The organism is Flavobacterium sp. (genome assembly GCF_003525665.1).
Classification (GTDB): Bacteria; Bacteroidota; Bacteroidia; order Flavobacteriales; family Flavobacteriaceae; genus Flavobacterium.
The window spans coordinates 7,311-28,700 of record NZ_DQDX01000051.1 but is presented as its reverse complement, the minus strand read 5'-3'; the positions used below and the strand labels follow the sequence as shown (position 1 = coordinate 28,700).

Below are 21,390 nucleotides of genomic sequence, written 5' to 3'. Positions count from 1 at the left end.
AAATTTTTACTTTTGCTATCCAAAATCGATTTAAAGAAAATTTCTATATGAGAACGATACAATTTAGAGAAGCTATCTGCGAGGCAATGAGTGAAGAAATGCGTCGCGATGAAGCAGTATATTTAATGGGTGAAGAAGTTGCCGAATACAATGGTGCTTACAAAGCGTCGAAAGGTATGCTTGACGAATTCGGACCAAAAAGAGTTATTGATACTCCAATTGCTGAATTAGGTTTTGCAGGTATTGCAGTTGGTTCTGCTATGAATGGTTGTCGTCCAATTGTAGAATACATGACTTTTAACTTTTCATTAGTTGGTATTGACCAAATTATAAATAATGCTGCCAAAATGCGTCAAATGTCTGCTGGACAATTTCCAATGCCAATGGTTTTTCGTGGACCAACAGCTTCTGCAGGACAATTAGGAGCAACTCACTCACAAGCTTTTGAAAACTGGTTTGCAAATACACCAGGTCTAAAAGTAGTAGTTCCATCTACAGTTTATGATGCTAAAGGTTTGTTGAAAGCAGCTATTCGTGATAATGACCCAGTTATTTTCATGGAAAGCGAGCAAATGTATGGTGATAAAGGTGAAGTTCCAGATGGTGAATATATCATTCCGCTTGGAGTTGCCGATGTAAAAAGAGAAGGAACAGATGTAACAATAGTTTCTTTTGGAAAAATTATCAAAGAAGCATTTGCAGCAGCAGATGAATTGGCTAAAGAAGGAATTTCTTGTGAAATTATCGACTTAAGAACCGTTCGTCCAATGGATTATGATACTATTATCACTTCGGTTAAAAAAACAAATCGTTTAGTAGTTCTTGAAGAAGCTTGGCCATTTGCAAGTGTAGCTTCAGAAATTGCTTATATGGTTCAGGATAAGGCTTTTGACTTTCTTGATGCACCAGTTCAAAGAATCACAACTGCCGATACGCCAGCACCTTACTCACCAACTTTATTAAAAGAATGGTTGCCTAATGCAAACGATGTTGTTAAAGCTGTGAAAAAAGTAATGTACAAATAAGATAAACTATTATATTTGAAGCTTCATCAGAGAAAATTTGATGAAGCTTTTTTTTTCTAAAATTTCAATGTTGTAAGCACATGTTTAAAAAATTGTTTTTCCCGATTTTAGTATTCGCCTTATTTTCAAGTGCTGTTTTTTCGCAAACAAAAATCAGTGGGATTGTTGTTGATAAAAAAAACCAACCCATTTCTTTTGCAAGTATTGCCTTTAAAAATTCTAGCGAAGGAGTTATTAGTAATGAAGACGGACGTTTTTATCTTGAATCTAATAAATCCTATGAAGCATTTTTTGTTGCATTCGACGGTTATAGTTCAAGAGAAGTTGAAATTACAAAATCGGTAATGTACGATTTAAAGATTGTTTTAAATGCTGAAGAAGTGCTGCAAGAAGTAAAAATCTTCAGAGGAAAAACTTCTAAAAAGAATAATCCAGCCATTGATATTCTGCGAAAAATTTGGGAACGTAAAAGAAAAAACGGACTCAAAATGTTCAATCAATATCAGTATGAAAAATACGAAAAAGTAGAATTCGATTTAAATACCATAGATAGCGCTTTCATGAAAAGCAAGATTTTTAAAGGTATGGAATTCGTTTTCGATCAAGTTGATACTTCTAAAGTTACAGGAAAAACCTATTTGCCAATGTTTATAAACGAAGCATTATCTGATGTTTATGGTGATAATAAAAAAGGTAAGGTAAAAGAAATTTTAAAGGCCAATAAAAACTCTGGATTAACAAATGGTGACGGTGTAAATACCTTCATAAAAGATTTATATAACGACTATAATATTTACAATAATTACTTGAATTTCTTCGATAAAAGTTTTACAAGTCCGCTTTCAACAACAGGAATTGATGTTTATAATTATGTGCTTTCAGACAGTACTTTTATAGATAATAAATGGTGTTACAATATTGCTTTTTATCCAAGACGTAAAAATGAGCTTACATTCAAAGGTGATTTTTGGGTAAACGATACCACGTTTGCCATTAAAAACATCAATATGGCAGTTACAAAAAGTGCCAACATCAACTGGGTAAAAGAAATTTATATCGAACAAGAATTTGAAGTATTGAATGATTCGGTGTTTTTATTAACGCGCGATCACATGATGTCTGATTTTGCTTTAAACAAAAAAGAATCTTCTAAAGGTGTTTATGGTAAACGAACAACCTTAATTAGAAACCACAAATTCAACGAAGAAAAACCCGATAAATTCTACAAACAAGAAGTAAATTTCATTGATAATGCCGTCTATGCAAGGTCAAATGAATATTGGAACGAAAACCGATTTGAAAAACTCAATAAAGACGAACAAGGAATTTACAAAATGCTCGATACCTTGAAAACGGTCAAGAAATTCAAGCAAATGTACAATCTCGTTTCCATCTTAGGAAGCGGTTATATTGAGATTGGAAATTTCGATTACGGTCCAATTTTCTCAACCGTAGGTTTCAATGAGGTAGAAGGAATCCGACTTCGAGTTGGAGGAAGAACCTATTTTGGTCCAAACGATTTATGGAGATTGCAAGGTTATACGGCTTACGGTTTCGATGACAATAAATTCAAATACGGTATCTCAGGAAAATGGATGGTCGATAAGAAAAACCGAGTAATAATCTCAGGAGGAAATCGACGAGATATTGAGCAAATTGGCGCTAGTTTAACCACTACAAATGATGTTCTTGGTAGAAGTTTTGCATCTTCCGCTTTGTTTACTTCTGGAAATAATGGTAAACTAACCAACATTAATTTGACAACAGCAGCTATAGAATTTGAACCAGTAAAAAACTTAACTTTTCAAACTGGATTTTCATATAGAACGCTAGAATCTGCTTCAAATACGTTCAGTTTAGATTATTTTACAGATAACACATTTACAACAACAGCAAGTGAAGTAAAACAATCAGAAGTTAATCTTCAAGTAGAATATACGCCAGGAAGAAAAACCATAGGTTACGGAGTAGAAAGACGCGAAGTTGATAGTCCATACAGTCGCTTTTTTATCAACTACAGCCAAGGTTTTAAAGGGTTAATTGATAGTGATTTCGATTACCAAAAAGTACAATTATATTACAGACAACCTATCACAATTGGACCATTAGGAAGAACCAATTTAACCATGGAATTAGGTAAAACATTCGGGAAAATTCCACTCGGATTAATGAGTGTTGTACCAGGAAATCAGACCTATTTCATCATCGGAAACACCTTCAGCAACCTAAATTTCTACGAATTCGTAACCGACGAATACGCTACTTTTCAATGGGAACACAATTTTCAAGGACGATTATTATCAAGAATTCCGTTCATGAGAAAATTAAATTGGAGAGAAATTGTAGGACTTCGAGGTGTTTACGGAACCATTTCTGACGAAAACAGACAATTAAATGCATCAGGATTAAACTATCTCGCACCAGAAAAACCCTACTGGGAATACAGCGCAGGTATCGGAAATATTTTCAAAGTTTTTCGCCTAGATTTTGGTTGGAGAGCCAATTATAGAGACGTTCCAGACGCAAGTAATTTCACAGTTAAAGGCTCGTTTGGGTTTTATTTCTAGGGAGTTGTGAAAAAAAGAGAACTAATATTAGGATTTTTTTTAGGTTGTTTGTACTTATTATTAATGTATAATAGAGTTTTTCTTAAAAATCAAAGTTCATCGATAGGAATCTTTTTCTTGAACACAATGCCAAATTTTTTTGCAGGATTTTTTTTCACACTTTTATTATCTCAAATAAATTTTAAGAAAAGTACGAATACATCGTTTATTTCTTCAATGATTATTGGATTATGGTTAACTCTTGAAGAATTTTACCCTATTTTTTCTCATAATATCTATTTTGATTATAATGACATTTTGATGAGTTGGATTGGAGTTTTCTTAGGAATGTTTATTGAATATAAATTAGGAAATAAACTATGCAGCAAGCGATAAACCATTTAGTTTCAAAAGACGAAACACTAAAATTCATTCTCGATAATTTTGGAAATCCCATCATTCAAAAACGCGAAGAAGGATTTGCTTCCATGTGTCATATCATTCTCGAACAGCAAGTTTCAATAGCATCGGCAAAAGCCTGTTACATAAAAATCGAAAATCTTTTAGTGAAAATAACACCAGTTACAGTTTTAAATACAACCGATGAAGAACTCAGGTCGTGCGGTGTTTCAAGACAAAAAACTATTTATTTAAAAGATTTAGCACAAAAAGTGATAGCTAAAGAAATAGACTTTAAAAGTTTCGCCACCAAATCCGAAGAACAAATCCGTGCCGAATTAATCACAATAAAAGGAGTAGGAAATTGGAGTATAGAAGTTTATTTAATGTTTTGTTTGCAATCGCCAGATATAATTCCGCTTGGCGATATCGCAATCAAAAACACATTAAAAGAATTGTATAAATGCCAAACTAATGAAGAAATGCAAGTGCTATCCGATAGTTGGAAACCATTTAGAACATTTGCATCCTTCACTATTTGGCATTATTATTTAAAGAAAAGAAATAAAATCTAAATTATTTTCTCAAAAATTTAGCATCCAAACTGTACTTTCCTGCGCCAGTAAAAAACAAACCTAAGTAAATTACAAAATAAGTAAAAGCAGTATTAAACTCAACACCATGTTCACCTTTGCTTACCATAGAACCAGGAAAAATTACAAGAAAAATATACGCCATACAAAACAATAGAAAAAACGAACTCACTCTTGTAAACAATCCTACAATTAAAAGTACGCTACAAAAAAATTCTGCAAAAACTGTTAAAGCCAAAGGTACAGCTCCTTTCATTCCAAGAAAACTTACTTCTTTTGCCCAGAAATCTGAATTGGCCATTTCATTAAAATGAATCAATTTTTCATAGCCGATAAAAGCCATTAAAGCGCCAATTACAACTCTAATTAATAACAACCCAAGATCCATATTAATAGGTTGTCCCGAAAATAATTTTAGTTTATTCATACAGTTTTTAGTTTTTTAAAGTCCAAAAAATCAGACTTAATTGGTTAGTATTAATACAAATATAGTTTTTTTTGGTAATTGTAAAATCTAGATTATCCTCAAAAATAAAAAACTGTCAAAAACTGCTATAATTTTCTTGATTTTTTATTGTAAAACCTTACTATTTACGTACTTTTGCACTCGAAAAAATAAAGAATAAAATGACTGCAGATAAATTAAAAACGTTCGATGTTTTAATCGAAATTCCTAGAGGAAGTAGAAATAAATATGAATACGATTTTGCTATAAAAAGAATGCGTTTTGATAGAATGTTATTTTCATCAATGATGTATCCAGCAGATTACGGATTTATTCCTCAAACATTAGCATTAGATGGCGATCCATTAGATGTTTTAGTTTTAATTAATGAACCAACTTTTCCTGGTTGTGTAATTGAAGTAAAACCAATTGGAGTTTTCCACATGGCAGACGACAAAGGTCCAGATGAAAAAATAATTTGCGTTCCAGTTTCAGATCCAATTTGGAATTCATTAGAAAATTTATCAGACATTAACCAACACTTATTAAAAGAAATCGAACATTTCTTCCAAGTATATAAAGACTTAGAAAATAAGAAAGTAGACGTTGGAGGTTGGGGTGATGTTACAGAAGCCTACAGAATCATAAAGGAATGTATAGATCGCTTTGAAGCAATTCCAGATAGACCAAAAGGTTTATTCAGTATAAAAAGTTAATAACATTATTAAAAAAGACAATCTTGATAAATTAAGATTGTCTTTTTTTTTATATGTTTGTTTTATTAACAAATATTAACAACCTATCTAATCAGTTTATTATGAATGAATTTATGATTTATGTGCCAATAATTATGGCAGTAATCGGTCTGCTTTTTATGGCGGCCAAAAGAGCTTGGGTTTTAAAACAAGATGCCGGTGATGGAAAAATGAAAGAGATTTCAGATTACATCTACGAAGGTGCTTTGGCATTCCTAAAAGCCGAATACAGATTATTAGCAATATTTGTAGTTTTAGCAAGTATTGTATTAGCTGGAATTTCATTTGTAGTTCCAACTACTCACATATTAATAGTAGTAGCTTTCGTTTTCGGAGCATTTTTTTCGGCATTAGCTGGAAACATGGGAATGAAAATCGCTACAAAAACAAATGTTAGAACAACGCAAGCTGCGCGAACAAGTTTGCCTCAAGCATTAAAAGTTTCTTTTGGTGGTGGAACCGTAATGGGATTAGGAGTTGCAGGACTTGCAGTTCTTGGTTTAACAGGTTTCTTCATCATTCTATTCCAATTTTTCATGAAAGGTGTTTGGACTTCAACAGAAGACATGACTATCGTTCTTGAAACTTTAGCTGGTTTCTCTCTTGGAGCAGAATCTATTGCTCTTTTCGCAAGAGTTGGTGGTGGAATTTACACAAAAGCTGCCGATGTTGGTGCCGATTTAGTTGGTAAAGTTGAAGCTGGAATTCCAGAAGATGATCCAAGAAATCCTGCTACAATTGCTGATAACGTTGGAGATAACGTAGGTGACGTTGCCGGTATGGGTGCCGATTTATTTGGTTCTTACGTAGCAACAGTTTTGGCTGCAATGGTTCTTGGTAACTATGTTATTAAAGATATGGGCGGAAGTATTCAAGACGCTTTTGGCGGAATTGGTCCAATTTTATTGCCAATGTCAATCGCAGGTTTCGGAATTCTATTCTCAATCATCGGAACAATGTTAGTGAAAATTTCAAGTGATGACGCTAAAGAAAAACAAGTTCAAGGTGCTTTAAATGTTGGAAACTGGGTTTCTATTGTTTTAACCGCAATCTCTTGTTATGTTTTAGTAAAATATATGCTTCCAGAAGTAATGCAAATGGAATTCTACGGAGAAGGATTAAAAGAAATTTCTTCAATGAGAGTTTTCTATGCAACAATTGTAGGTTTAGTGGTTGGTGGAGTTATCTCTTCAGTTACTGAATATTATACAGGTCTAGGTACAAAACCAGTTTTGGCAATTGTGCAAAAATCTTCTACTGGTGCTGGAACAAACGTAATTGCAGGTTTAGCAACAGGTATGATTTCTACTTTCCCAACAGTATTATTATTTGCTGGTGCAATTTGGGCTTCTTATGCTTTTGCAGGTTTCTACGGAGTTGCGCTTGCAGCTTCTGCAATGATGGCAACAACTGCAATGCAATTAGCAATCGATGCATTCGGACCAATTTCTGATAACGCAGGTGGAATAGCCGAAATGAGTGAATTACCAAAAGAAGTTCGTACTCGTACAGATATTTTAGATTCAGTTGGTAACACAACTGCTGCAACAGGAAAAGGTTTCGCAATCGCTTCCGCAGCATTAACATCGTTAGCATTATTTGCTGCTTATGTAACTTTTACAGGAATTGACGGTATTAATATTTTCAAAGCTCCAGTATTAGCAATGTTATTCGTTGGTGGAATGATTCCTGTGGTTTTCTCTGCATTAGCAATGAATTCTGTTGGTAAAGCTGCAATGGATATGGTTTATGAAGTGCGTCGTCAGTTCAAAGAAATTCCAGGAATTATGGAAGGAACTGGAAAACCAGAATACGGAAAATGTGTAGAAATTTCTACAAAAGCTGCTTTGCGCGAAATGATGCTACCGGGAGTATTAACAATCGGTTTTCCAATTGCAATAGTACTTTTAGGTAAATTAGTTTATGGAGATAACAACCAATTAATCGCAGAAATGTTAGGTGGATATATGGCTGGAGTTACCGTTTCTGGTGTACTTTGGGCTGTGTTCCAAAACAATGCTGGTGGTGCTTGGGATAATGCTAAAAAATCATTCGAAGCTGGAGTTATGATTAACGGTGAAATGACATACAAAGGTTCTGATGCTCACAAAGCTGCTGTAACTGGTGATACTGTTGGTGATCCTTTCAAAGATACTTCTGGTCCATCAATGAACATCTTAATCAAATTGACTTGTTTAATTGGTTTAGTAATTGCTCCAATCTTAGGAAATGGTCATTCAGATGAAGCTAAAAAAGCATCTTGTTGTACAGAAATGTCAGCTCAATGTTCTTCAATGTCTAAAGAAGAATGTATCGCTAAAGGTTGTACAAGCAAAACTTGTGCTAACGTTAATGAATCTGTTACTAAATGCGACATGAGCAAGTGTGCTTCAATGACCAAAGAAGAATGTGCAGCAATGTGCGATAAAAATGGTTGCTCTCCGGAAGAAAAAGCTAAATGTATGGCTATGTATGATGAAACAGGAAAATTTAAGGGAGAAGTTAAAAGCGAAATTTCAAAAATGGTTTTTATGGAAAAAACTGCTGATGGTAAATTTAAAGCTACTGTTTCTAATACCGTTAATGGTAAAGTAACTGAAGAAATTATCGAAGGAACTGAAGCTGAAGTAAAAGCTAAAGTTGACGCTTTAAAATAATACAATAAAATGTTTTATATAAAATCCCTCACGAAAGTGGGGCATTTTTTTTGACTTTTTTTATGTAAATTTAGCCAACGATAATTACAAATACTTATGTTTAAAAAACTGACCTTTTTATTGCTTTTGATGGTAAATGTTTCGTTTTCCCAGAATCAATTGCCGTTAATTCCGCAACCAAAATCAATTTTACTAGGTAAAGGGAGTTGTTTTTTAACTTCTAAAACAACTATTCAATCAGATAAAAATTCGTTTGAAGCAAAGTATTTACAACAAATAATAAAATCACAAACAGGTTTAGATTTAAAAATTGATTCAAAGTACAGTTCAAAAAGTATTCAACTTATTTTAAAATTGCCAGACACCTTAAATTTCAACAAAGAGCAATATGAATTAAACGTTTCAAATAATAAAATTGTACTATCAGCTTTTTCAAATCAAGGTCTTTTTCACGGAATTCAAACTCTTTCTCAACTAATTAAATTTGACGGTAAAAAAGAAGGTAGAATTCCTTGGATAAGAATTTCTGACCAACCAAAATACGCTTGGCGCGGAATGCATCTCGATTGCGCCAGACATTTCTTTCCAAAAGAGTTTATCAAAAAATACATCGATTATCTCGCCATGTACAAAATGAATACTTTTCATTGGCATCTTACAGACGATCAAGGTTGGAGAATCGAAATCAAAAAATATCCAAAACTTACCGAAGTTGGTGCATGGCGAAATGGTTCCATGATTGGACACTATTCTGATCAAAAATTTGATGATAAACGCTATGGCGGATTTTACACGCAAGAGGATATTAAAGAAATTGTCGCTTATGCAAATCAACGGCACATTACCATAATTCCTGAAATAGAAATGCCTGGTCACGCAGTTGCAGCATTGGCATCTTATCCAGAATATTCTTGTACTGGTGGACCATTTGAAGTTGGAAAAATTTGGGGTGTTTTAGACGATGTTTTTTGTCCAAAAGACGAAACGTTTGCGTTTTTAGAAAACATTTTATCCGAAGTTATCGCTTTATTTCCATCAAATTACATTCATATTGGTGGCGATGAATCTCCAAAAGTGCGTTGGAAAGTTTGTCCGAATTGTCAAAAAAGAATCAAAGACGAAAACTTAAAAGACGAACACGAATTACAAAGTTATTTCATCCAAAGAATCGAGAAATTTGTAAATTCTAAAGGTCGAAAAATAATTGGTTGGGACGAAATTCTCGAAGGCGGATTAGCTCCAAATGCTGCAGTGATGAGTTGGCGCGGAACGGAAGGCGGAATTGCTGCAGCCAAACAAAATCACTTTGTAGTAATGTCGCCAGGTTCGCATTGTTATTTTGATCATTATCAAGGTGAACCAAAAAACGAACCAATAGCTTTTGGCGGATATACAACCGTTGAAAAAGTCTATTCTTTCAATCCAACTCCAAAAGAATTATCAGCAGATGAAGGCAAATATATTCTCGGAGCTCAAGCCAATCTTTGGACCGAATACATTGAAACGCCAAGTCATGCTGAATACATGATTTTTCCAAGAATGTTAGCCTTGTCGGAAGTAGTTTGGGGAACATCAAACCCAGAAAAATATGCCGATTTTCAAAATAGGATGATCCAACATTTTGATATTTTCGACAAAAAAGGAATCAATTACAGTAAATCAATTTTTGAAATTACCACAAAAGTAAAACCTTCTGTTTCTGGAAACGGAGTTTTATTCGAACTAAAATCGGCTACTAATTCTAACGGAATTCGATACACAACAGATGGTTCGAATCCAAATTCAAGCTCAATTCCATATTCAAATCCAATTGAAATTAGTAAAGGTCAAACCATAAAAGCTGCATTATTTGAAAGCGAAAAACAAAAAAGTGCGGCAATTGAACAACGATTTTTTTGGAGTAAAGCAGTCGGAAAAAAGATAACTTTAATCAATCAGCCACATGAAAATTATAGTATCGGTGGCGCATTAACTTTGGTTGATGGAATTATTGGAAATCGAAGTAAATTTGGTCGTGATTGGTTGGGTTTTTCCGGTAAAGATTTGAATGCTACAATCGATTTGGGTAAATCTGAAACAATAAATAAAGTCACGCTTTGTGTTCTTGAAAGTCAAGGAAGTTGGATTTATTTCCCAAAAAATATAGAAGTTTTAATTTCAAATGATGGACAAAATTTTGAAAGTATTGCCCAACTCAATTCCTCAGAAATTAAAGATTTAAAAGGTGAAGTTGTTTTAGAAGTTAAATCAAAGAAAGCTCAATTCATAAAAGTAATTGCAACCAATTTAGGTAAAATATCAGATGGAAATCCGGGCGCAGGTTCAGATGCTTGGTTGTTTGTTGACGAAATTGGTGTAGAATAAAAAAATAAAAGTATGGCAAATCGTAGAAATTTTATAAAAACCGCAGCTATTGGTTCGGTGGCAATGGCTTTAAATTCGTTCAAATCCAACGAAGATGAAATTCCATTTTCTGATGGAAAAGTAAATAAGCCAATCGTTCTTTCCACATGGAATTTCGGAGTAAAAGCCAATGGCGCGGCTTGGGAAATTCTAAAAAACAACGGTCGCGCACTCGATGCTGTAGAAGCTGGAGTAAAAATTCCAGAAGGCGATCCAACAGAGAGAAGTGTTGGTTATGGCGGACGACCAGATCGTGATGGACGAGTAACGCTCGACGCCTGCATTATGGACGAAAATTCTAATATTGGTTCTGTCGCATGTTTAGAGCATATTAAACATCCAATTTCTGTGGCGCGTGCCGTGATGGAAAAAACACCACACGTAATGTTGGTTGGCGATGGCGCATTACAATTTGCACTTTCTCAAGGTTTTCAAAAAGAAAATTTATTAGTTGAAGAATCTGAAAAAGAATGGAAAGAATGGCTCAAAACCAGTCAGTACAAACCCATAGCAAATATTGAAAATCACGATACTATTGGCATGATTGCGCTTGATAGTTCAGGAAATTTATCTGGCGCATGTACAACAAGCGGAATGGCTTTTAAAATGCATGGTCGCGTTGGTGATTCGCCAATTATTGGTGCTGGATTGTATGTTGATAACGAAATTGGAGCAGCAACTGCAACTGGTCATGGCGAAGAAGTGATGCGAATTTCGGGTTGTCATTTGGTTGTAGAATTGATGCGTCAAGGAAAATCTCCTCAAAAAGCATGCGAAGAAGCAGTTGCCAGAATTGTAAAATTGACAAAAAATAGAGGTAAAAATCTCAATGATATTCAAGTTGGTTTCATTGCATTAAATAAAAAAGGTGAGTACGGTTCGTATTGCATTCAAGGCGGATTTAATTATGCAGTAAACCAAAATTCTGGAAATAAATTGGTCGATGCTGATTACTTTTTGAAATGAGTTTAATGAAAATTTGTAATCAACAAAGATGTTGTCATGCGAATTACATATGACCATTAAAAAACAATAAATAGCTACATATGAAATAATGAATAAACTCGAAATCGCTTGTTTTAATCTTCAGTCTGCAGTTGTCGCCCAGAAAAATGGAGCCGATAGAGTAGAACTTTGTGCAGGAATTGAAGTTGGCGGAACTACACCAGATTTTGAAATCACCAAAAAAGTTAGAGAATTAATTGCTATCGATTTGAATGTGATGATTCGACCACGTGGTGGAAATTTTGTGTATTCTGATGCTGAATTTGAACAAATGAAATTGGAAATAATCGAATTCAAAAAACTAAATGTAAACGGATTTGTTTTTGGGATTATAAATGAAGATAATTCGATAAATATTATTCAAAACACAGAATTAGTGCATTTAGCCAAACCATTTCCATGTACTTTTCATCGCGCTTTTGATGAAGTTTCAGATGTTTTTCAATCGCTGGAAGAAATTATTGAATGTGGATTTCAAACGATTTTAACTTCAGGTCAAATGCCAAATGTTGTTGAAGGTGTAAATAGATTGGCGAAATTGGTTTTAAAATCAAATAATCGAATAACGATAATGCCTGGCGGAGGTTTGCGTGCCACAAATCTTGATTTTATTCAAGAAAAAACAAAAGCAACTTTCTACCATTCTTCTGCTATTACAAACGGAACTGAAACTGCAAGTTCAGATGAAATTACAGCTTTAAAATCAATTTTGAAATGAAATATATTTGGATAAAATCGATTTTATCTTTTCTGATGCCATTGCTTATATGGTCTCAAAATAGCGAACGCAATTTAAGTTCCGAAAACTGGAAATTCCGCAAAAAAGGCGATTATAATTTGCTTCAAGCGAAAGTTCCTGGAACAGTTCACACCGATTTATTTGCCAATAAAATAATTCCAGATCCATTTTTGGGAACAAATGAAAAGCAATTGCAATGGATTGAAATCGAGGATTGGGAATATGAAACGAAGTTTACTATTTCAGAAGCGGAATTTAAAAATCAAAATATCGATATGCTATTTGAAGGTTTAGATACGTATGCAACCGTTTTTTTAAACGGAAAATTGCTTTTTGAAGCCGATAATATGTTTCGAACGTGGAACGCATCGGTAAAAAATAAATTGAAAAAAGGAGAAAATCATCTTAAAATACTATTTAAATCGGCTGTAAATTTCGGAAAAGCAGAAGCTAAAAAATTACCGTATGTTTTACCAGGTGACGAAAAAGTTTTCACAAGAAAAGCACAATATCAATACGGTTGGGATTGGGGTCCGAGATTTGTTACTGCTGGAATTTACAAACCAATTAAACTTCATTTTTGGAATAATTTAAAAATTGAAACTATTCGCTACGAGCAAAATAGTTTGACGGATGATTTGGCAAAACTCAATTTTATAATCACGCTGAATTGTCAAAAAGCTGGGAATTACAATTTGAAAATCAATGATAAAACTTCAAGTTTTTATTTGAAAAAAGGTAAAAATAGAATTCAATTTCCTTGTGAAATTACCAATCCAAAACGTTGGTGGACGAATGGATTAGGAGAAGCACATTTGTATTCTTTTCAAATTAATGTTTTGGAAAATGATAAAATTATTGATGGTAAAAAGTTAAATATTGGCTTGAGAACGATTGAATTGATTCAGGAAAAAGATAAAATCGGAACTAGTTTTTACATAAAATTAAACGGAATTCCTGTCTTTATGAAAGGCGCGAATTACATTCCGCCCGATAGTTTTTTACCAAGAGTTTCTGATTCTGTTTATAAAAATATTGTAAAAAATGCCGTCGATGTAAATATGAATATGCTCAGAGTTTGGGGCGGAGGCGTTTATGCAGATGCTGCTTTTTACGATGAATGTGATAAAAATGGAATACTCGTTTGGCAAGATTTTATGTTTGCTTGCGCCATGTTTCCAGGTGATGAAAAGTTTATTGAAAATGTAAAAAATGAAGTGATTGATAATGTAAACCGATTGCAAAATCATGCCAGTATTGCGCTTTGGTGTGGCAATAATGAAAGTGATGAAGGTTGGAAAAATTGGGGTTGGCAAAAGCAATACAAGTATTCTGCACAAGATTCTACTAAGATTTGGAACGATTATGACAAATTATTTTATGGCGTAATTCCGAAAACTTTGGACAGTTTACTTTCTCAGGAAAAGAATATTTATTGGCCATCATCACCGTCAATTGGTTGGGGAAAAAAGGAAAGTTTACTGCAAGGCGATTCGCATTATTGGGGAATTTGGTGGGGAAAAGAACCATTTGAAAACTACAAGAAAAAAGTGGGTCGATTCATGAGTGAATACGGTTTTCAAGGAATGCCCAATTTGGAAACGTTTAAAAAATTTGCATCAAAAGAAGAGTTGAATTTGACTTCAGAATCGGTGAAATCGCATCAAAAGCACGGAACTGGATATGAAACAATTAATGAATATATGGAACGCGATTACAAAGTTCCGAAATCTTTTGAAGATTATATTTATGTTTCTCAATTGCTGCAAGCGGATGGAATGAAAACTGCAATTGAAGCACATCGACGCGCCAAACCCAATTGTATGGGAACATTATATTGGCAATTGAACGATTGTTGGCCAGTGACTTCTTGGAGTTCTGTGGATTATTTTGGGAATTGGAAAGCGCTTCATTATCAGGTGAAACGAAGTTTTGAGAATGCGTTGATTTCTGTTGATGAAGACGATTTGAATTATAAAATTTATCTACTAAATGATGATTTAAAAGCGCTTGATGGAATTTTTGAACTTGTTCTTTATGATTTTAACGGCGAAAAACTGTGGGATGCAGTTGCTGTTGGAGGAATTCCTGAAAATTCATCTTTAGTACATTTTGAAATTCCTAAAAAGGAGTTTAAACAATTTAAATTGAGCGAATCGGTTTTAAAATGTGTTCATAGTTCAAATTCTAAAACGATAAATTCACTTTATTATTTTGTGAAACCTAAAGACTTGAAACTAACAAAACCAACAATTAAAATAGATAAAATTGACGATGTAACTATTGAAGTTTCGAGTGATGTATTGGCTAAAAATGTTTATTTATCAAGTGATGAAAATGCTTTTTTTAGTGATAATTATTTTGATGTTTTGCCAAATGAAAAGGTGATTGTAAAACTCGCTAAACCAGTTAAAAATGTTGTTGTAAAATCGTTATTTGATACTTTAAAATAAAGGTGTTTGGAACTTTGATATTGACAAAAGACAAATTCTAAAATAGCCCTGATTGCAGAGAAAATAAAAAATGTCCCAAGTGTTTTGGGACATTTTTTATTGCAACGGAAAGCAGGAAAATGGACAACAAAAATGCCCAACCCATTCGCTTCTATAAATATTAAAATAAACCGTTTAATTCGGCGTCAATTCTATTGATAATCATTCCTAAATCTTCGGGATTGTTTACAAAATCGATGTTGTCAACGTCAATAATTAATAGTTTTCCTTTGGTGTATGTGGTAATCCAAGCTTCGTAACGTTCGTTCAATCGGCTTAGGTAATCGATAGAAATGGAGTTTTCATATTCGCGTCCGCGTTTGTGAATTTGCCCAACTAAATTAGGAATAGAGCTTCGCAAATAAATCAGTAAATCTGGTGCTTCAACAAGGCTTTCCATTAGTTCAAAAAGTGACGAATAGTTCTCGAAATCGCGGTTGGTCATCAATCCCATGGCGTGAAGATTGGGTGCAAAAATGTGCGCATCTTCGTAAATGGTTCGGTCTTGAATGATTTTTTTTCCGCTTTCGCGAATTTGCAGCACTTGACGAAAACGACTGTTCAAGAAATAAATTTGTAGGTTGAACGACCAACGTTCCATTTGATGGTAAAAATCGTCTAGATATGGATTGTCAACTACGTCTTCAAAATGAGGTTCCCATTTAAAGTGTTTGGCTAAAAATTTAGTTAAAGTTGTTTTTCCAGCGCCAATATTTCCTGCTACAGCTATATGCATTATGGTAAAGTAATTTTATAATTTGTTATTCCTTGGTCGGTAAAAATAGATAAAATTTGGTCTTTGTAATAAAATTTTTGGAACGTTTTCTCAACAATTTCTATTTCGTAGGTTTTGTTTGTGCTTAGGTCGCTCAAATAGAGCTTGTCATCTTTTGAGAAGAGCATTTTGTTTTCTGATATGAATTTGGATTTTGTAGCAAATTCTGTTTTTCCGTTAGCAATTATTCGTCCGAAAATGGTGCAAGTAAACCAGTTGTTTTGCTTGTCAATCCAATGAAAATAGTTGAAATCGGTTTGGTAATATTGAATTCCGTCGTTAATTGGAATTCCGAGATTTTGGTATTGATTGGTCGTCAAATCATACAAACCAATTTGCTGATTTAAGGTGTTGAAAAGCCATAATTTATTTTGTCCAGAAATTCCCATTGCGCTAGTTACAACTGGAGTTTCGAGGTTGGAGAATTCGATTTTTTGTATTTCGTTTAGGAAATTATCGAGTATGATTACCGAATTAAATTCTTCGTAAAAAACAATAACTTTCAACGGATTTAGAATATCAACTTTGGTGATTTTTCCTAAGGCAAGATTTTGATATTGAAGCAATTCAACATCTGTTTTTTTATAAATTACATTGTCTTGTATGTAAAAATAATTTTTAAAAGCATCAAAGCCAATGAATTCAGTGGCATTTAGTGCAACGAACTCTTTTTTCTCGATTGTAATTTTCTGAGCAAATACAACTGAAACTGATAAAATAGATAAAATTGCCAACCATTTTTTAAACATAATGCTAAATTACATTAAACCTTTTGATTTTTTTAAAGTCTTACTAATTATTTTAACATCAATTTGGTAACAAAACAGAATTTCAATCGTCATATTTGTTACGTCGTATTTTAAATAACAACTTCTTATGAAAAAAATATTCTTTTCGGTTAGTTTGATGCTAACTTTTATTGTTTCGCATGCGCAGAAAGATTTTCAAGGCATGGCAGTTTATGAATCAAAAACGAGCACGTCTGATTTTAAATCTCAATTTGCTGGAAACAGAGATATTACTCCAGAAATGCAGAAAAACATTGAAGAGCGAATGAAAAAAATGTTCGAAAAAACATTCATTCTAAATTTTGATAAACAAGCTTCTATTTATAAAGAAGAAGAAAAATTAGACGCTCCAGGACAAGGTGGCGGAATGCGAATGATGTCTTCTATGATGGGCGGCGGCGGAACGTATTATAAAAACGTAAAAGACAAATCGTATGCGGTTGATAAAGAATTTATGGGAAAAGAATTTCTAATAAAAGATTCTTTAACGACTTATAAGTGGAAAATGGAAGGTGAAACTCGTCAAATTGGTGGTTACACTTGTTACAAAGCAACGGCGGTAATTCCGGCAAGTAAAACCGATTTTAGAAATTTCAGACCTAAAAAAGAGGAAGATAAAAAAGCTGAGGAAAAGAAAGCTGAAGAAGCAAAAGCAACCGATGGGAAAGCAAAAACTACTAGCTTTTTCGACGAATTAGATATGCCTAAAGAAATTACAATTACAGCTTGGTACACAATGGATATTCCTGTAAATCAAGGTCCAGAAGGTTACTGGGGTTTACCAGGTTTAATTCTTGAGGTGAACGATGGTAAAACAATAATTTTATGTTCTAAAATTGTTTTGAATCCAAAAGATAAAGCTGAAATTAAAGCTCCAAATAACGGAAAAGTAATTTCTCAAAAAGATTATGACGAAACTATTATTAAAAAAATGGAAGAGTTTAGATCGATGAATCAAGGTCAAGGCGGAAGAGGCGGAATGCAAATGAGAATGGGAAGATAATTTTTTCGCTAAACAAACAAACTTAACCACAATCTAACTCAATGAAAAAATTTATTATACTTTCATTTTTATTTTTTGCTACTTTAAATTCAAATGCACAACAAACTTTTCAAGGAATTGCGACTTATCAATCACTAACTGATATAAGCGGATTGAAATTTGAAGTTCCAGGAATGTCCGATGATCAAAAAAGTAAAATCATGGAGAAAATGAAGAAAAGTTTTCAAAAGACATTTACTCTTAAATTTGATAAAACTCAATCGTTATTTGAAGAAGAACAAAAACTGGATAATCCATTAAATTCAACCTCTTTTATTTCTGGCAGTGAAGGAAAATATTTTAAAGACATTAAAGAAGGTATTGAAATTGAGGAGCAAGATTTGTTCGATAAAGAATTTTTGATTGTAGATAAATTAACTAAATGGGATTGGAAGTTAGTTGATGAATTCAAGAAAATTGGCGATTATAATTGTCAAAAAGCCACTGTAGAAATTCCGGTAACGAAAGAAGAAAAGGAATCTTATGAAGCAGATTTAAAAAAGCAACAAACTGCAAAGACTAATTTTATTGTCCTTGAAGAACCAAAACCAAAATTGGTAACTGCTTGGTTTACTCAAGATATTCCAGTAAATAACGGACCAAGAAATTTTTGGGGTTTGCCAGGTTTAATTCTTGAAGTTAATGATGGTCAAAAAACAACTATTGTTTGTTCAAAAGTTGTGTTAAATCCTAAGGAACAAATTGTTTTTAAGAAACCGTCAAATGGTAAAAAAGTCACAAGAAAACAATTTGATAAAATTTCAGAAGATAAAATGAATAGTATGAAAGACGAAAACGGTGCTATTCAAATAAATGTTATTCGATAAAATTAGAACTATTCCAACTCAATCCAATGAAAAAAATACTACTATTCGCTCTTTTATTTACTTCTACAATTGCAATTTCTCAAACCATTCGTTTTGAGGGAACTGTTCTAGAATCGGGTAAAACACCTCTTGAAATGGCTAATGTTATGGCGGTAAATCAAGCTACAAAAGCTGTTGATTCCTACGGAATTACCAATGAAAAAGGGAAGTTTGCTTTAAATTTAAACAAAAACGCAACCTATAATGTAAAGATAAGTTATCTCGGAATGCAAAATAAGGAGATAACGATTACAACGCAATCTGAAAATATTACTCAAAACATTACTCTTGAACCAGGCGGAATTGAATTGGAAGGTGTAGAAATTGTACGCGAAATGCCAGTTTCTATTAAAGGTGATACTATCGTTTACAACGCCGATTCTTTTAAAACTGGAACCGAAAGAAAACTAGAAGATATCTTGAAAAAACTTCCGGGAGTTGAAGTAAATGCCGATGGTGAAGTAGAAGTAGAAGGTAAGAAAGTTACCAAATTGATGGTTGAAGGTAAAGATTTCTTTGATGGTGATACCAAATTAGGCGTTAAAAATATTCCTGCTGACGCGATTGATAAAGTCCAAGTTCTTAGAAATTACAACGAAAATTCTATCCTAAAAGGTGTTGAAAACAATCAAGACAATATTGCGATGAACATCAAACTTAAATCGGGAAAGAAAAACTTCTGGTTTGGCGATATGACTGCAGGAATTGGTGTTGGTCACGACGAAGAACGCTATGTAATCAATCCGAAATTGTTTTATTACAATCCAAAATACAGCATCAATATCATCACTAATTTCAATAATATTGGTGAGTTGCCTCTTACAATTCAAGATTATTTCAAGTTCACTGGTGGTTTTAGAAATATGATGGGAAAAGGTGGTTCTAGTTTTAATGTTTCCTCTAACGATTTAGGAATTTCACTATTAAGAAACAACCGTGCTAAAGAAATTGAAACCAGTTTTGGAGCAACCAATTTCTCTTACAACGTTACTAAAACATGGAGTTTAAGCGGATTCGGAATTCTATCTTCATCAATCACCGATTTAGAAACTAAGTCACAAACTAATATTTTAGTACCAAATTCATCTGAAGTTGCTTCTACAGAAAACAGAGAAGAAGTAGCACACCAAAAAAGTAATTTAGGGTTATTCAAATTAAGTTCGAGCTATAAACCAAGTGCACGTTTTCAGTTGGATTACGATGTTTTAGGAAAAATTTCAAAACAAGACGAAAACAATGACTTATTACGTGAATCAATTGTTTCAGGAACATCAGATACAGAAACTATTTTTACCAATAAAACGCAAGATCCAACTTCGTTAAATCAGAATTTGAGTGCTTATTACACACAAAGTGACAAGAATATTTTTGCTTTCGAAATGCAACATTTGTACCAAGATGAAGATCCATTTTACAACGCCAATTTAGAAACACAACCTTTTAATTTACTAGGTTATACTTCTGGCGAGAATAGAAATGACATCAATCAAGGTCGTTTTGTGAAAACCAATAAAATCGATGCGAAATTAGATTATTACTATATGGTTACGCCTAAAAGTAATATCAATGTAACTCTAGGAAATACTTATTCACACCAAACTTTTGACTCTTCAATTTACCAAGTTTTAGACGATGGTTCAGTGAATGATTTAAACAATCCAGCTAATACCAACGATGTAACTTACAATTTCAACGATGCGTTTTTAGGATTGCATTATAAAATTCTATCTGGAAAATTTACGTTTACGCCAGGAGTTAGTTTTCATACTTACAACATGACCAATACGCAATTGGGTTCTAAATTCAACATGAATTTCTTTAGAATTTTACCTGATTTCCTTGCTATTTATCAAATAAAAAAATCAGAAACATTAACGTATAATTTCGGATTAACCAATAGTTTTACCGATATCAATCGTCTTGCCGAAGGTTTTGTTTTAAACGGTTACAACAGTTTATCAAGAGGAAATAGAGCTTTAGAAAACGCAACAGTTCAGTCACATTCGCTAACTTTTAGAAAATTTAATATGTTCAATTTCGAGAACATAAATGCTAGAGTAAGTTACAATAAAACGTTAGATGCAGTAAAAACGCAATCTGTTTTTGATGGAGTAAATCAATCTTCTTCACCTTTCAATTCTGATTTTGCAGACGAAGCAATTTCAGGTTTTGCAAGCTACGGACGTTCTTTCTTGAAAAACTACAAGGCCTCATTAAGTACAAATTTGAACTGGTCTAAATTTAATAATATTCAAAATACTATTTTGGTAACTAACGAAAGTTTCACACAAGTGCACTCACTGTCACTTTCTACAAATTATAAAAATCTACCAAATCTTGAGGTTGGATACAGCTTAACAATCAACGATTACGCTGGTTCTAAATTCTACACAGACCGACCATCAGCACGATTAGATTACTACTTTTTAAAGAGTTTCTCATTCGTGTCAGAGTATGAATTTTACCATTATTACAACGCCGATAAAACAATTGAAAACGAATATGATTTTCTTTCAGCAAGTTTAATTTATCAAAAGAAAGACAGCAAATGGGAATACAAAATTGCAGCAACAAACTTGCTAAATACAACTTCGTTAAACGATGATAGTTTCTCGCAATTCTCAACAAGAACATCGCAATATACAGTGCAGCCAAGATATATTATTCTTAGTTTAAAATACAATTTGTAAAGTAATTCAAAAATATTTAATAGTAAAGCGCTAGTTTATTGTATGTTTTTTTTTATTGTAATTTATATGGTCTAATAATGTAACTTATTTAAATTTAGACAGATAATTAAAAAATATACTTTAAACTAGTTCTAAATACCTTTTAGAAAACAAAATATTAGAATAAAAAA

At 33.1% G+C, this 21,390-nt stretch carries 16 protein-coding genes; 13 read left to right on the top strand and 3 right to left on the bottom strand.

From position 1 onward, the window contains the following. Nucleotides 1-47: 47 nt before the first annotated feature. From DIU01_RS03565 to DIU01_RS03550, 4 genes are all read left to right on the top strand, one after another. Nucleotides 48-1,025, top strand: a complete 978-nt coding sequence (locus tag DIU01_RS03565; RefSeq protein WP_290831898.1) for a pyruvate dehydrogenase complex E1 component subunit beta — start codon at nucleotides 48-50, stop codon at nucleotides 1,023-1,025. A gap of 80 nt (nucleotides 1,026-1,105) precedes the next feature. Further along, nucleotides 1,106-3,592 carry a DUF5686 family protein gene (locus DIU01_RS03560; RefSeq protein ID WP_290831872.1) on the top strand — a complete coding sequence of 829 codons (2,487 nt, stop codon included), beginning with the start codon at nucleotides 1,106-1,108 and terminating at the stop codon, nucleotides 3,590-3,592. 126 nt (nucleotides 3,593-3,718) lie between these two features. After that, nucleotides 3,719-3,967: a hypothetical protein gene (locus tag DIU01_RS03555; RefSeq protein ID WP_290831871.1), complete on the top strand. Its 249-nt coding sequence runs from the start codon at nucleotides 3,719-3,721 to the stop codon at nucleotides 3,965-3,967. Then, nucleotides 3,952-4,545 (top strand): DNA-3-methyladenine glycosylase 2 family protein, encoded by a 594-nt coding sequence (locus tag DIU01_RS03550; RefSeq protein WP_290831870.1) that lies wholly within the window; start codon nucleotides 3,952-3,954, stop codon nucleotides 4,543-4,545. The genes DIU01_RS03555 and DIU01_RS03550 overlap by 16 nt, the downstream gene beginning before the upstream one ends. Nucleotide 4,546: 1 nt before the next feature. Here DIU01_RS03550 and DIU01_RS03545 read toward each other — a convergent pair whose 3' ends face one another. Next, nucleotides 4,547-4,990 carry a DoxX family protein gene (locus DIU01_RS03545; RefSeq protein WP_290831869.1) on the bottom strand — a complete coding sequence of 148 codons (444 nt, stop codon included), beginning with the start codon at nucleotides 4,988-4,990 and terminating at the stop codon, nucleotides 4,547-4,549. Nucleotides 4,991-5,190: 200 nt separating this feature from the next. On the opposite strand from DIU01_RS03545, the gene DIU01_RS03540 reads away from it, so the two are divergent. From DIU01_RS03540 to DIU01_RS03515, 6 genes are all read left to right on the top strand, one after another. After that, a complete protein-coding gene (locus DIU01_RS03540) occupies nucleotides 5,191-5,724 on the top strand; it encodes an inorganic diphosphatase (RefSeq protein ID WP_290831868.1) in 534 nt (177 codons plus the stop codon). A gap of 101 nt (nucleotides 5,725-5,825) precedes the next feature. Further along, a complete protein-coding gene (locus DIU01_RS03535; RefSeq protein ID WP_290831867.1) occupies nucleotides 5,826-8,420 on the top strand; it encodes a sodium-translocating pyrophosphatase in 2,595 nt (864 codons plus the stop codon). Nucleotides 8,421-8,516: 96 nt separating this feature from the next. Then, on the top strand, nucleotides 8,517-10,784 hold the full coding sequence (locus DIU01_RS03530) for a glycoside hydrolase family 20 protein (protein WP_290831866.1): 2,268 nt from the start codon (nucleotides 8,517-8,519) through the stop codon (nucleotides 10,782-10,784). A 12-nt stretch (nucleotides 10,785-10,796) separates the two neighbouring features. After that, nucleotides 10,797-11,789 (top strand): isoaspartyl peptidase/L-asparaginase family protein, encoded by a 993-nt coding sequence (locus DIU01_RS03525; RefSeq protein ID WP_290831865.1) that lies wholly within the window; start codon nucleotides 10,797-10,799, stop codon nucleotides 11,787-11,789. Nucleotides 11,790-11,877: 88 nt separating this feature from the next. Beyond that, complete coding sequence (locus tag DIU01_RS03520) at nucleotides 11,878-12,546, top strand: copper homeostasis protein CutC (protein WP_290831864.1); 669 nt, start codon at nucleotides 11,878-11,880, stop codon at nucleotides 12,544-12,546. After that, nucleotides 12,543-15,020 (top strand): glycoside hydrolase family 2 protein, encoded by a 2,478-nt coding sequence (locus DIU01_RS03515; protein WP_290831863.1) that lies wholly within the window; start codon nucleotides 12,543-12,545, stop codon nucleotides 15,018-15,020. Before DIU01_RS03520 ends, DIU01_RS03515 begins: the two co-directional genes overlap by 4 nt. Before the next feature lie 160 nt (nucleotides 15,021-15,180). On the opposite strand, the gene DIU01_RS03510 is transcribed toward DIU01_RS03515, so the two are convergent. Continuing rightward, complete coding sequence (locus tag DIU01_RS03510) at nucleotides 15,181-15,795, bottom strand: deoxynucleoside kinase (RefSeq protein WP_290831862.1); 615 nt, start codon at nucleotides 15,793-15,795, stop codon at nucleotides 15,181-15,183. After that, on the bottom strand, nucleotides 15,795-16,583 hold the full coding sequence (locus DIU01_RS03505; RefSeq protein WP_290831861.1) for a hypothetical protein: 789 nt from the start codon (nucleotides 16,581-16,583) through the stop codon (nucleotides 15,795-15,797). Before DIU01_RS03505 ends, DIU01_RS03510 begins: the two co-directional genes overlap by 1 nt. A gap of 127 nt (nucleotides 16,584-16,710) precedes the next feature. Here DIU01_RS03505 and DIU01_RS03500 point away from each other — a divergent pair, with 127 nt between their 5' ends. The 3 genes from DIU01_RS03500 to DIU01_RS03490 are packed head-to-tail and all read left to right on the top strand — an operon-like array spanning nucleotide 16,711 to nucleotide 21,220. Beyond that, nucleotides 16,711-17,625 (top strand): GLPGLI family protein, encoded by a 915-nt coding sequence (locus tag DIU01_RS03500; RefSeq protein WP_290831860.1) that lies wholly within the window; start codon nucleotides 16,711-16,713, stop codon nucleotides 17,623-17,625. Between the two features lie 41 nt (nucleotides 17,626-17,666). Further along, a complete protein-coding gene (locus tag DIU01_RS03495) occupies nucleotides 17,667-18,491 on the top strand; it encodes a GLPGLI family protein (RefSeq protein WP_290831859.1) in 825 nt (274 codons plus the stop codon). Nucleotides 18,492-18,517: 26 nt separating this feature from the next. After that, a complete protein-coding gene (locus tag DIU01_RS03490) occupies nucleotides 18,518-21,220 on the top strand; it encodes a carboxypeptidase-like regulatory domain-containing protein (RefSeq protein WP_290831858.1) in 2,703 nt (900 codons plus the stop codon). The last annotated feature ends 170 nt before the right edge of the window (nucleotides 21,221-21,390 follow it).

What these genes read in the sequence shown, in the direction of transcription:
- DIU01_RS03565 (WP_290831898.1), top strand. Translation starts at nt 48, where the DNA reads ATGAGAACGATACAATTTAGAGAAGCTATCTGCGAGGCAATGAGTGAA.
- DIU01_RS03560 (WP_290831872.1), top strand. Translation starts at nt 1,106, where the DNA reads ATGTTTAAAAAATTGTTTTTCCCGATTTTAGTATTCGCCTTATTTTCA.
- DIU01_RS03555 (WP_290831871.1), top strand. Translation starts at nt 3,719, where the DNA reads ATGCCAAATTTTTTTGCAGGATTTTTTTTCACACTTTTATTATCTCAA.
- DIU01_RS03550 (WP_290831870.1), top strand. Translation starts at nt 3,952, where the DNA reads ATGCAGCAAGCGATAAACCATTTAGTTTCAAAAGACGAAACACTAAAA.
- DIU01_RS03545 (WP_290831869.1), bottom strand. Translation starts at nt 4,990, where the DNA reads ATGAATAAACTAAAATTATTTTCGGGACAACCTATTAATATGGATCTT.
- DIU01_RS03540 (WP_290831868.1), top strand. Translation starts at nt 5,191, where the DNA reads ATGACTGCAGATAAATTAAAAACGTTCGATGTTTTAATCGAAATTCCT.
- DIU01_RS03535 (WP_290831867.1), top strand. Translation starts at nt 5,826, where the DNA reads ATGAATGAATTTATGATTTATGTGCCAATAATTATGGCAGTAATCGGT.
- DIU01_RS03530 (WP_290831866.1), top strand. Translation starts at nt 8,517, where the DNA reads ATGTTTAAAAAACTGACCTTTTTATTGCTTTTGATGGTAAATGTTTCG.
- DIU01_RS03525 (WP_290831865.1), top strand. Translation starts at nt 10,797, where the DNA reads ATGGCAAATCGTAGAAATTTTATAAAAACCGCAGCTATTGGTTCGGTG.
- DIU01_RS03520 (WP_290831864.1), top strand. Translation starts at nt 11,878, where the DNA reads ATGAATAAACTCGAAATCGCTTGTTTTAATCTTCAGTCTGCAGTTGTC.
- DIU01_RS03515 (WP_290831863.1), top strand. Translation starts at nt 12,543, where the DNA reads ATGAAATATATTTGGATAAAATCGATTTTATCTTTTCTGATGCCATTG.
- DIU01_RS03510 (WP_290831862.1), bottom strand. Translation starts at nt 15,795, where the DNA reads ATGCATATAGCTGTAGCAGGAAATATTGGCGCTGGAAAAACAACTTTA.
- DIU01_RS03505 (WP_290831861.1), bottom strand. Translation starts at nt 16,583, where the DNA reads ATGTTTAAAAAATGGTTGGCAATTTTATCTATTTTATCAGTTTCAGTT.
- DIU01_RS03500 (WP_290831860.1), top strand. Translation starts at nt 16,711, where the DNA reads ATGAAAAAAATATTCTTTTCGGTTAGTTTGATGCTAACTTTTATTGTT.
- DIU01_RS03495 (WP_290831859.1), top strand. Translation starts at nt 17,667, where the DNA reads ATGAAAAAATTTATTATACTTTCATTTTTATTTTTTGCTACTTTAAAT.
- DIU01_RS03490 (WP_290831858.1), top strand. Translation starts at nt 18,518, where the DNA reads ATGAAAAAAATACTACTATTCGCTCTTTTATTTACTTCTACAATTGCA.